The sequence below is a fragment of the Frankia sp. AiPa1 genome (genome assembly GCF_023243075.1).
Lineage (GTDB): Bacteria > Actinomycetota > Actinomycetes > Frankiales > Frankiaceae > Frankia.
Map to the genome: position 1 here is coordinate 97311 of NZ_JALKFZ020000141.1, position 11816 is coordinate 109126.

The following is an 11816-nucleotide window of genomic DNA, read 5'->3' on the forward strand; positions in this document are numbered from 1 at the left end:
TCTGACATCATCTTCCGCCTCGGCGACGCATCGCATCGACCTCGCCACCCGGACGGGAGAAGCGGTGGCCCCGGCGCCTTGGGCCTGATCGAGCGCCCGCACGCGACTCGCGAGACGATCGGAGCGTGAGCGCGCCGGCGTCGTACTCACGGTCTGCGCATCGCCCGGTCGGCCGACGCGCCCGTCCACCCGCAACCCCGGTTCCGCCGAACCGGACCGAAAGAGCAGCCATGCCCGTCGTCGTCGCGACCATGGTGCCCAGGCCGGACCAGGTCGACGAGGTCCGCGCGATCCTGCTCGCGGCCATCCCCCAGGTTCACCAGGAAGCGGGTTGCCTGCTCTACGTGCCGCACGAGGCCCCCGGGAGGTTCGTGTTCGTCGAGGAAGGGGCGGATGACGCGGCGCTGGCCGCGTCTAATGGCACTGTGAGCTGCTAGAACAGCCGGCGGCGGCCTGCGGGACAACATCGTCCACAGACCGCCGCCGGTACACTAGGAATAGCCAGTCAGAACTGCAGGTGACCAGAACTGCAGAGGCTGGGGAACGCGCGGATCAGGCTGCGGCCCCGGCCATCGCAGTGCAGCTTTCCATGCACGTCCGGCAGGCCTTGGCAAGCCGGGAAAGCTGCGCGTCGCGCGGCATCTTCTCGCACATCTCGGCGGTGGTCCCGCAGATGCGCGCGCACATCGCGCACATGTCGGCGCGCAGCGGGGACATGCGGCACATCATTTCGGCGCAGGTCCGGGTAATGGCGGCGCAGTCCATCATCAGGCGCATGTCAGCCGCGTCAATCATCGCGCCGGGCATGTCCATACAGTACGAGATGGTCTCCTCGCACAACACCGAACAGGACATGCATTCGTCGATGGCCTTACGCGTGGACTCGCGCATTTTTTCTGTGTGCTGCATGGGACACCTCCGGTGTGCGGGCGGCGGCGTTGGCGCCGCCCCGGAACCCGCCTGCGGCGGGTGTTCGGGCATCCCTGACGATAGCTTTGGTCAACGAATCTGCATCCCGACAGTCTAACGTCTCCGACGTTTCCTGAAACGTCACGACAGGGCCGGGAGATCCGTGGTCTGGGGAACGTGCCGTCCGCTCTGGCCCGGCGCGAGCGCCGGGGGAAGACGCGGATGGGCGAGCACTGCCCGTCCGGCGGTGAAAACCCCACGCACCGCGTTCCGGTGCTCGAACACACTCAGATCACCCGGGTCGGAGTCCAACAGGATCGCGTCGAACACGTAGCCAGGGGCGAGGCGACCACGCTGCTGGCCTGGCGCGCACAGGGCGGCGCCGTTCGCGGTCGCGGCGAGCAGAGCCTCCGGTGGGGTGAGCCCGGCGCGGCGCAGGTGACTGATCTCGGCAAGGTTGCCGCCATGGCGGTTGCGGTGCCGGGCATCGCTGCCGACAGCGATGCGGACCCCGGCCGCGCGGGCCACCGCGATGGTGTCGGCGAGCGCGGCGGCGGTCGCCTCGGCGCGTTCGACCGCCCAGCCGGGCAGGACACCGGTGCCAGCGAGCGCAGCGAGATCCAGGTAGGACGACAGGGTCGGCACCAGGGTCACCCCACGTGCCGCCATCGCGGCGGCGGCCCGTTCATCGAGGCCGATCCCGTGCTCGATCGAACGCGCCCCGGCGCCGGCCGCCGCCTCGACCGCCCGGGAGCCCAGGGCATGCATCATCACCGGCCGGCGGAACCGGGCGGCCTCGACGACGGCGGCGGCCAGTTCGGCCGGGGGAAACAGCAGGTCGGCATGCCCGGGGCGGGTGGACATCACCCCGCCACTGGCATAGATCATCACCCAGTCGGCGCCGGCCCGCAGCACACCGCGCACGGCCGTGGGCAGATCACCGGCCGTATCCGTCGAGTGCGCCGGCCGGCCCGGGTAGTCCGGGCCGAGCACGTCCTCGGCGGACTCGAGGCCGGGTCCGAGGATGGCGCCGTCGCCGTGCCGGCCCGTACGGCTCAACGCCACCACCGACACGACGAGCCGCGGTCCCGGCACCACCCCGGCCGCGAGGGCATCGCGCACCCCCGCATCGGCGCCGCCGGCGTCACGCAACCCGGTGACCCCGGCCAGCACGGTGGCCCGCAGCGCCTCGGCGGCCTGCAGGAACCGGGTCGACAGCGGCGCGGTGACCAGCTCGAACGGGTCATACGTGGCCTGGGTGACGTGGGCATGGCAGTCGATCACCCCCGGCATCACGAACAGACCGCGCGCGTCGACGTCGAACGCGTCCGGCTCAAGCGGCAGGCCCACGCCGACGGCCTGAACCACTCCGTCACGCACCGCGACGTCACAGGGCTCACCAAACCGCCCGCTCTCGTCGAGCAGGTGGCACTCACGCAGCGTGAAGTCGCGAGCCGCCCGTTCCGCGCGCCGCGCTGACGAAGCGTCGGCGGCGTTGGCTGGAACCGCGGAGTCAGCTGGAACCGCGGCGTTGGCGGGGACAGCCGCGTCGGGCCCGCCGGAGGCATCCGATGGAGCCGTCGGGCGGGACGGTTTGGGCGAGGGCGAGGATGCCCGGAATTCAGACAAGGCGCCACTTCCTGCTGGGTGGGGTGGACGGCCTCTGACACCGACGGCGACGGCACCGTGACCGAACCGCGGCCACGGTGCCGTCGCCGGGAACCGGCGACCACGATGAGTGCCGTGCCCGACAGGCCGGTCAGATCGGGCGGTCAGGAAGCCCGGAAGTCCGCAGACGTCAGCGGGGACAGGCCGTCGCGCAGACGCGGCAGGTGTCGATGTGGCGGCGATGGGTGAGTGCGTCGGCCCGCGCGCCGCGCAGCCGCGGTGTCACCGCAGCCACCCTCGTGCGCCCGCTCACCGTGCCTCCCACCATCGATCGCTGCGGCCCGCGCGCGCCGCCGGGTCCGCCCGCCCGCGAATCCGACGACCGCAGGCTCGCCTACCCTCACGCCAAGGTAACCAACACACTTCTCTGACGCAATGCGTCAGGTGGGGATCCCCGCTCCGACGGGATCTCGATCACTGGGGATGACAGCGGCTCACACACCTGGTCACACTTGTCCCGATGAGCACATCACCGCATCCTCGGCGCCAGCCCGAGCGGCCACGCGACGCGCTGGGCCGCCCGCTGACACCGGGTGCCACCGGGGTCATGCCACTCGACCTGCCCGCCGCACTGCCGCCCGCGGCGACGCTTGCCGCCGCTCAGCACCTGTTCGACACCGGCCACCCGTTCCAGGCGCACGAGGTGCTCGAGGCCGCCTGGAAGGCCGCCGGTGACGATGATCGGGCGCTGTGGCGGTCACTGACGCAGCTGGCCGTCGGCCTCACCCATCTGGCTCGGGGAAACGTCCCGGGTGGGGTCACGGTGCTCGCGCGGGCGGCCGAGGGCCTCGGCCCCTATGTCGGGCGCGGCCCACATGGCGTGGATGCGGACGGCCTGGTCCGCTGGTGCGAACAGACTGCCCGCGCCGCCGTGGACGGCAGTCTGGCGGCCGCCACCCGCGACGGAGGCGCCGGATCCGGCGACCGACCCTCGGCCACGGAGATCGACTCGTCCGCGGCGACAGTTGCACTGCGTCCACCTCGTCTGGTGCGATGATGCGATAAAGTCACTGCGGCTTGCTGAGTCCCGTCAATGGACTCACCGGAATGCTCACACACCGGCACTTGTTACTCCGGCAAGAGGGGGAAGGTGGACGGGTGACCGGCCACTGAAGTGGACGAGGAGATCCGATGGAAGACGCAGTGATTGTCGACGCGGTCCGCACGGCGTCGGGCCGGGGCAAGCCGGGCGGAGCGCTCTCGGCCGTCCACCCGGTGCAGCTGTTGGCGACCGTACTGAACGCGCTGGTCAGCCGGAACGATCTTGACCCGGCGCTCGTCGACGACGTGATCGCCGGGTGTGTGACCCAGATCGGCGAGCAGTCGGCGAACATCGCGCGTACCGCCCTGCTGTCCGCGGGTTTCCCCGAGTCGGTGCCCGCCACCACCGTCGACCGCCAGTGCGGCTCGAGCCAGCAGGCCGCCCACTTCGCCGCCCAGGGCGTGATCGCCGGCGCCTACGACATCGTCATCGCCTGCGGGGTGGAGTCGATGAGCCGGGTGCCGATGGGCTCCCAGACCGCCGGTCAGGACCCCTTCGGCCCCGGAATACATGCCCGCTACCCCGAGGGCCTGGCGTCTCAGGGCATCGGGGCGGAGCTCATCGCGGCCCGGTGGAAGCTTGACCGCGACGCGCTCGACGCGTTCTCGGCCCGCTCCCACCAGCTTGCCGCCGCCGCGGCCGCCGCCGGGGACTTCGCCGCCGAGATCGTCCCGGTCCCGATCGTCCGGCCTGACGGCACGAGCACGACCCATCTCGTGGACGAGACGGTGCGCCCCGGCACCACCGTGGAGAAGCTGGGGACGCTGCGGCCGGCCTTCCACACGCCGGCGTGGGCCCAGCGGTTCCCCGAGATCGGCTGGAACGTCACCCCGGGCAACTCGTCTCCGTTGACCGACGGTGCCTCCGCCGTGCTCATCATGAGCGCGTCGAAGGCGCGGGAGCTCGGCCTGCGGCCCCGGGCCCGCTTCCACGCCTTCGCCGTCGTCGGCGACGACCCGCTGCTGATGCTCACCGCGCCCATCCCCGCCACCCGCAAGATCCTCACCCGGGCCGGCCTGTCCATCGACGACATCGACGCCTACGAGGTCAACGAGGCGTTCGCGCCGGTCCCGCTGGCCTGGGCGCACGACACCGGCGCGGACCCGGCGAAGCTCAACCCGCGCGGCGGCGCGATCGCGCTCGGCCACGCTCTCGGCGGCTCGGGCACCCGCCTGCTCACCACCCTGGTCAACCACCTGGAGGCCACCGGCGGGCGCTACGGCCTGCAGACGATGTGCGAGGGCGGCGGCATGGCCAACGCGACCATCATCGAACGCCTCTGACCGGCTTCGGGACCGGTGCCGGTCAGCGGCGCCGGTCCGTCAGCGGGTGAGGGCGGTGACGGACAGCTGCTGGACGGACGCGGAGGTGCAGGCGGTCTCGTCCGACAGCGTCCGCCGCAGAGCCGTGCGCGACCCCGGCGGGTAGACCCGAAGCGCTGTCACGACGGTCGTCTGGCCGGGCTGGTCGCACCCTTCCTGGATGCCGGGATGCACGATGCGCAGGGTGGCCGAGGCCGTCCCGCCCGGGGCCAGGGTGAGCGGCGCGGCGGCCGGCCCGGTCCGGGTGGCTGCCGCGCCGACCTGGTGTCCCGCGGAGTTCAGATAGGACACCCCGGGGAAGCCGAGCAGCGTGCAGGTCACCCGGCTGGTGTTGGTCAGCACCAGCCGCTCGTAGGTGCTGCCGGCAGCCCCTTCGGGATCGGCGATGCTCAGTGACAGCGCTGTGGCCGGGCACCGCGCGGACGACCCGGCACCGGCACCGCTGCCCGACCGGGCCGGCTGGGAGTGTGCTCCCGAAGCTCCCGAAGCCGGGGCGCTTCCCGAGGTCCGAGAGGTGCCCGCGGACGCCGTGCCGCCCCGGGCCGCGGTCACGCTCGGCGACGGCGGGCCCGGGGCGGGTGTCACCGTCCCCGACCCGTTCCGCGCGCTCGAGGCCGGCGGGCCGCCGGCAGTCGCGATCGTCGCCGAGCTCCCCCCGTTGTCCGAGGCGCATCCGGCCGCGCCGACGACCACGAGCGCGGTGGCGGCGACCAGCCATGCCGCCCGCGCCCGCGGACGCCTCCCCCCGGACATCGGCCAACGACTCCCCCCGGGCACCGGACCCCCGCTCCCGGGGACCACCGATGGGTACACCCGTCGGGACGACTTGCCATACCGGTGATACCTGCGCATGGCGACCTCCCCCAGTCCGGCGCCCGGTCGGGCGCGGCGCCGGAGTGCTCGTGCGGCACCCCTTCGGATCATCACCGATGTCCGAGCCGGCGCGGCCGGCACCATCCTTCATCCTCGTCGCCACCCATCATTCCCACTGTCACGGTGCGTGACACCAGGCATTCGGGCTGGCCCGCCGGAGGCGCCCCGACCTCACCCGCGCCGGGTCGCGGCAGTACCAGACGGCCAGCGGCACTACCAGACGGCCGGGTGAGCGGGCCGGACGCGCGCCAGGCCGGAGGCGGCCGATCGCTGGACGAGGGCGCCATGGCGTGATCTTTTACGGATGGCCGCCGCAGGGTCTGGACCGTCCGGCGACCACGGGTCATCGTGAAAACGAACGGGCTTCCCGACGCGTCGAAACCCGGATAAGGGGTAAGGCATCGTCAGGTCGACCCGCACCGACCGGAAGGGATCATGACCGACTCCGCCGACGCCGGATGTAGTTCCGGCCGACCCACGCACGCGCCGACGGGGGTCGACCGTTGATCGAGGCGCTTCTGTTGATACTCGGGCTCGCGCTCGTCGCGGCCTGTGGCGTGTTCGTGGCCGCCGAGTTCGCCCTCATCACCGCCGACCGGCCCTCCGTGGAGCGGGCGGCGCAGCGCGGGGAGCGCGGGGCCCGCGGGGTTCTGGCCGCGCTGCGTACGCTGTCCACCCAGCTTTCGGGCGCGCAGCTCGGCATCACGATAACGAACCTGGCCATCGGTTTCCTCACCGAGCCGGCCATCGCCGACCTGCTGCGCGGGCCGCTGCGTGCGGCCGGCATCTCCGGCGGCGCCGTCGACGCGCTGTCGGTGACGATCGCGATGGTGCTGGCCACCGCGGTCACCATGGTGTTCGGCGAGCTGGTGCCGAAGAACCTCGCCCTGTCCAACCCGCTGCCCACCGCCAAGGTGGTGCAGGGGCCGCAGCGGGCGTTCACCCGGGCGGCGGGTCTGCTCATCCGCACCCTCAACGCGACCGCGAACGGGCTGCTGCACCGCATCGGGATCTCCCCGCAGGAGGAACTGGCCTCGGCCCGCTCGGCGCAGGAGCTGTTCTCCCTGGTGGGGCGTTCCGCCGAGCACGGCACGCTGTCGCAGGAGACCGCGACGCTCGTCCAGCGCTCCCTGCTGTTCGGTGATCGCACCGCCGAGGACGTGATGACGCCCCGGATGCGGATGCGGACCGTCCACGCCGACGAGCCCATCAGCGAGGTGATCACCCTTACCCGGCGCACCGGGCATTCCCGCTTCCCCGTGCTCGGCGCCGACAGTGACGACGTCGTCGGCGTCATCCACATCAAGAACGCCGTCGGCGTCCTGGAGGAGGATCGCGAGCACACGCCGGTACGGGAGGTCATGGTCGCGCCGGTGACCGTCCCGTCCACGTTGCTGCTCGAGCCGCTGCTGGAGACTCTGCGCGCCGGCGGGCTGCAGATGGCCATCGTCGTCGACGAGTTCGGCGGCACGGACGGCCTGGTCACCGCCGAGGACCTCATCGAGGAGATCGTCGGTGACGTCGTGGACGAACACGACCGGGTCTCCCCCCGCGCCCTGCGCCGCCGCGACGGCACCTGGCTGCTGTCCGGACTGCTGCGCCCCGAGGAGGCCGGCAACATCACCGGGATCGCCGTCCCCACCGATGACACCTACCAGACTCTCGGCGGGCTCATGGCCCGCGCGCTAGGGCGCATTCCGCGAGCCGGGGACACGTCCCTGCTGGACGGGGTGCGCTACACCGTCGAACGGATGGATGGTCGCCGGGTCGATCGGATCCGGCTCGACCCGCTCACCGCCGCGAGAGGCGCAGGAGCCGGCGCCGGCTCCTTGCGGGAGCAGGAGACGAGCATCCGATGAGCCCCCTGCTCGCGGTCTCGGCGACGATCGCCCTGCTCGTTCTCAACGCCCTGTTCGTCGGCGCCGAGTTCGCCCTGATCTCGGCCCGCCGCACGAACATCGAGCCGATGGCGGAGTCCGGCAACCGAATGGCCCGGATCACTCTGGGCGCGATGGAGCACGTGTCGCTGATGCTCGCCGGTGCGCAGCTCGGCGTCACCGTCTGCACCCTGGGCCTGGGTGCTCTCGGCGAACCAGCGGTCGCCCACCTGCTGCACGGTCCGTTCGAGGCCATCGGCCTGCCCTCGGCACTGCTGCATCCGGTGTCGTTCGCCCTCGCCCTCGCCCTGGTCACCTTCCTGCATGTCGTGGTCGGTGAAATGGTCCCGAAGAACATCGCCCTGGCCATGCCGGACCGGGCCGTCCTGCTACTCGCGCCGATGCTCGTCGGCTTCGTCCGGATCGGAAAGCCGCTGATCATCGTGCTGAACAAGGTCGCGAACCTGTCGCTGCGCGCCCTCGGCGTCGAGCCGAAGGACGAGATCGCCAGCACCTTCACCCGCGACGAGGTGGCCGGACTCGTCGAGGAGTCACACCGGGAGGGTCTGCTCGCGCAGGACGAGCACGAGCTGCTCACCGGCGCGCTCTCCTTCGAGGAACGCACCGCTCGCAGCGTTCTGCTCGCGCCCGGCGGCCTGGTCACGGTCCCGCCGACGATCACACCCCGGGAGGTCGAGCAGCTGGCCGCCCGCACCGGCTACACCCGCTTCCCCGTTCTCGACGAGGCCGGCCAGCTCACCGGCTATCTGCATCTCAAGGACGTGCTGGAGACCCGCTCGGCCCGGCGGGCGAGCCCGGTGGCCGCCAAGTGGATCCGTCCGCTGGCCCATGTCGGCAAGGACGACAGCCTGCGTACGGCGCTCGCGACCATGCAGCATTCCGGTGCCCATCTCGCCCGGGTCACCGACGACGCGGGCGAGGTCCTCGGCCTGGTTGCCCTCGAGGACATCCTCGAGGAGCTGGTCGGGGAGATCCGCGACGACGCCGTCCGCAACCGCACCCGCCAGGAGCCCCAGCCCGCCTGACGGGGGCTCCGCGCACCAGCCCAACCCGCGTCGACTCGGATCGAGGGGCATACTGTTCGGATCGAGGGGCCTACTGTCACGAGATCACTGCTGGTAGGAGCATTTGCGCGGCCGCCGAGCGCGATGTCGCCGTTCCGACAAACCCCGGGACGGCGCCGCTATACCACGTACTGATATGAAAAGGTGGACGGACTGACGCCAGCCACGAGGGGGGCGTCGTCGTAGCTGGGGGTATGCGGAGCGTAGGCGCCGCAGGAGTGGGGCACGGTGACGGGGTCGGCACTACCGCCGCTGACCGGGGGCACCGCGCGACCGTTGCAGCCTGACGATCCCCGAAGCCTCGGGGCCTACCAGGTTGTCGGCCGGCTCGGGCAGGGCGGGATGGGCACGGTGTTCCTCGGCCGGGCACCCGACGGCAGCGCCGTCGCGATCAAGGTGATTCGCCCGGAGCTCGCCCAGCGGCCCGAATTCCGGGCCCGGTTCGCCCGCGAGGCGCAGAGCGCGCGGCGGGTCCGCCGGTTCACCACCGCCGCCGTGCTCGACGCCGACTCCCACGGCCCCCAGCCCTATCTGGTGACCGAGTTCGTCGAGGGACCGACGCTGTCCCGGCACGTGTCGATCCGCGGACCGCTGCGCCCCGCCGACCTGGAGCAGCTCGCGGTCAGCACGACCACCGCGCTGGCCGCCATCCACGCCGCCGGCATCGTGCACCGCGACCTGACCCCCGGCAACGTCCTGCTGTCCCCGGTCGGACCGAAGGTGATCGACTTCGGCCTGGCCCGTGAGTTCGACGCGGACACGGAGCTGTCCCGTAATGTCCGCCAGGCCATCGGCACCCCCGGCTACATGTCGCCGGAGCAGATCCTCGGCACCCCGATCACCTCGGCCGTGGATGTCTTCTCCTGGGGCGCGGTGATGATCTTCGCCGCCACGGGCCAACCGCCGTTCGGCACCGGCCGGACGGAGGCGATCCTCTACCGGATCGTCAACGAGCCGCCCAAGCTCGACGCCGTGAACCCCGAGCTGCGCGGTCTTGTCGAGGTCGCGATGGCCAAGGATGCCGCCGCCCGCCCGAGCGCGGAGGAGCTGCGGGCCGCGCTGATCGCCGGCGGAACCCCGCAGATCCGCCCGGCTGGCACCGCCGGAACCGTCGGCGGCGCGGTCTCCAGTCCGGGTGCGGCACCGGCCGCGAGCGCATCGGCCGCCGAATCCGACCCGTCGTCCTCGCCGCATCGACGCCGATGGGGGCGGCGTGGACGCGGCAGCACCGGCGGCACGAATCCGCGGATGCCCTCGGGCCTGACTGGTGAGTCCGCGGTCTCACCACCAGCGATGTCGGGCTCGTCACCCGCTTGCGTGGACCCGGTGGCCTACAGCCGGTCACCCTCGTCGTCCGGCGCCCCGTCGCCCACCGGCTGGTCGGCGACGCCAGCCACCCCGGCCGGCCCGGGACACCCGGTGAGCTCGACCATGCCGCAGACCCAGCTCTCCCCGCCGCCGGTGGCCTCACCACCACCCGCGATCGTGCGCACGTCCTCGACGCCGCCAGTCCCGCCCACGCAGCCGCCGTCCTCAGTCGCGTCGCTGCCGTCCTCGGGTTCCGCCGCGGCGACGGATGTCTCGGCGACGGCGGGGTCCTCGGCCACGGCGGGGTCCTCGGCGACGGCGGGGTCCTCGGCGACGGCGGGGTCCTTGGCAACGGCGGGGTCCTTGGCGGCAGCGGGGGCGAGCAGACGCCGCGGACGGCGGATCGTGCTGCTCGGTGGCGGCCTGGCGGTGCTGCTCGCGGCCGCGGTGGCCGTCCCGCTCGCACTGCGCGGCGGGGGATCGTCACCACCGAGCGCCGCCGAGCGCACGAGGGTGTCGACGGAGCTGGCCGCCCAGGCAGGCTCCGCGCGGCCCCGGGATCCGCGCCTCGCGGCCCAGCTGAGCCTCGCGGCCTACACGGTCGCCCCGACCGCCGCGGCCCGGGACGCACTCATCGCCTCGTTCGCCGCGTCGACGGCGACTCGGCTGGCGCCCACCGGCACCATCTATTCTGATCTTGCGCTGAGCCCGGACGGCACCGTGCTGGCCGCCACCGACAGCGCCGGACGCCTGCGTCTGTGGCGGCTCGCCGACGGGCAGCCCCCCACAGTGACTGCCCGGGGCTCCGGCGGCGATCACGCCAGCGGCGTCGTGTTCGCCGCCGACGGCCGGACCCTGGCGACCGGCGGCGCGACCGACGCCGGTCAGCTGTGGGATGTCACCGACCCGACCCATCCGCGTACGCTCGGCCAGCTCGGTGCGCAGGCCACCGCGGTGCGCCGACTGGCGCTGTCGTCCCCGGCCCATCTGCTGGCCACCGCCGGCGTCGACTGGTCGGTGGGGCTCTGGGACATCAGTGACCCGAGCGGTCCGCGTCCGCTGAATCCGCTCATCGGCCGAGCGGGGCCGGTGACCGGCGTGGCGCTGCGCCCGGACGGTGCCCTGCTCGCCGTCGCCGGCGTCAACGGAACCGTGCAGCTGTGGAACGTGCGCGACCCGGCGTCGCCGAGCCAGGTCGGGATGGTGCCCGGCCACAGTGGTGCGGTGAACACCGCGACGTTCAGCCCCGACGGGCACCTGCTCGCGACCGGCGGCGACGATCGGAGCGTGCAGATCTCCGACGTCAGCGACCCGGCGCAGCCACGGGTCGTGCGGCGGCTGAGCAGCCACGGGTCCGCGGTGACGGCCGTGGCATTCACCGGCGCCGGTCAGGTGGTCAGCGCCGACACCGCCGGCACGATCGCCTACGAGAACCTCGACGGCTCCGCCTCCAGCTCCGGCTCCGGCGGTACCGAGGGTTCGACCAGTGGGGCGGTCACCCGGCTCAGCTCCTTGGGCCGGGCGGTTCAAGCGCTCAGCTCCACCCAGGGCGGCACCGTCGCGGCGACCACCGACGACGGCGCGATCGTCGTCGCCACCGTCGACCCGACGCGGTTGCGTCGGCTGGCCTGCGTGAATTCGGCGGTGGCCCCGAACCGCGCGCGGTGGGACAGCCTCGTGCCCGGCATCCCCTTCACCGACGCCTGCGCCCGCTGAGTTCCGTCCGCGCCCG

General features: G+C 72.6%; 10 protein-coding genes. 7 read left to right on the forward strand and 3 right to left on the reverse strand.

Annotation, left to right across the window (positions count from 1 at the left end; genetic code table 11):
- Positions 1-230 precede the first annotated feature (230 nt).
- Positions 231-437, forward strand: coding sequence for a putative quinol monooxygenase (locus tag MXD95_RS15530; RefSeq protein WP_250641339.1), 207 nt, complete (start codon positions 231-233; stop codon positions 435-437).
- A gap of 115 nt (positions 438-552) precedes the next feature.
- On the opposite strand, the gene MXD95_RS15535 is transcribed toward MXD95_RS15530, so the two are convergent.
- The gene (locus tag MXD95_RS15535) at positions 553-909 is read right to left on the reverse strand and encodes a four-helix bundle copper-binding protein (protein ID WP_250641340.1); all 357 of its coding nucleotides are present in this window, start codon (positions 907-909) and stop codon (positions 553-555) included.
- A gap of 141 nt (positions 910-1050) precedes the next feature.
- On the reverse strand, positions 1051-2538 hold the full coding sequence (locus tag MXD95_RS15540; RefSeq protein WP_250641341.1) for an amidohydrolase family protein: 1488 nt from the start codon (positions 2536-2538) through the stop codon (positions 1051-1053).
- A gap of 499 nt (positions 2539-3037) precedes the next feature.
- Between MXD95_RS15540 and MXD95_RS15545 the strand changes: the two genes are divergently transcribed.
- Positions 3038-3574, forward strand: a complete 537-nt coding sequence (locus tag MXD95_RS15545) for a DUF309 domain-containing protein (RefSeq protein ID WP_250641342.1) — start codon at positions 3038-3040, stop codon at positions 3572-3574.
- 134 nt (positions 3575-3708) lie between these two features.
- Positions 3709-4902 (forward strand): thiolase family protein, encoded by a 1194-nt coding sequence (locus MXD95_RS15550; RefSeq protein ID WP_250641343.1) that lies wholly within the window; start codon positions 3709-3711, stop codon positions 4900-4902.
- Positions 4903-4941: 39 nt separating this feature from the next.
- Here MXD95_RS15550 and MXD95_RS15555 read toward each other — a convergent pair whose 3' ends face one another.
- The gene (locus tag MXD95_RS15555; RefSeq protein WP_250641383.1) at positions 4942-5340 is read right to left on the reverse strand and encodes a DUF4232 domain-containing protein; all 399 of its coding nucleotides are present in this window, start codon (positions 5338-5340) and stop codon (positions 4942-4944) included.
- On the opposite strand from MXD95_RS15555, the gene MXD95_RS15560 reads away from it, so the two are divergent.
- The 4 genes from MXD95_RS15560 (at position 5327) to MXD95_RS15575 (ending at position 11800) form a co-directional block, all read left to right on the forward strand.
- The gene (locus tag MXD95_RS15560; protein ID WP_250641389.1) at positions 5327-5782 is read left to right on the forward strand and encodes a hypothetical protein; all 456 of its coding nucleotides are present in this window, start codon (positions 5327-5329) and stop codon (positions 5780-5782) included. The two genes, MXD95_RS15555 and MXD95_RS15560, sit on opposite strands and share 14 nt — an antisense overlap.
- Before the next feature lie 535 nt (positions 5783-6317).
- Entirely contained in the window at positions 6318-7673 is a 1356-nt protein-coding gene (locus MXD95_RS15565) for a hemolysin family protein (RefSeq protein ID WP_250641344.1), read from the forward strand.
- Positions 7670-8737: a hemolysin family protein gene (locus tag MXD95_RS15570; RefSeq protein WP_250641345.1), complete on the forward strand. Its 1068-nt coding sequence runs from the start codon at positions 7670-7672 to the stop codon at positions 8735-8737. The genes MXD95_RS15565 and MXD95_RS15570 overlap by 4 nt, the downstream gene beginning before the upstream one ends.
- Before the next feature lie 267 nt (positions 8738-9004).
- Positions 9005-11800: a WD40 repeat domain-containing serine/threonine protein kinase gene (locus MXD95_RS15575; RefSeq protein ID WP_250641346.1), complete on the forward strand. Its 2796-nt coding sequence runs from the start codon at positions 9005-9007 to the stop codon at positions 11798-11800.
- The last annotated feature ends 16 nt before the right edge of the window (positions 11801-11816 follow it).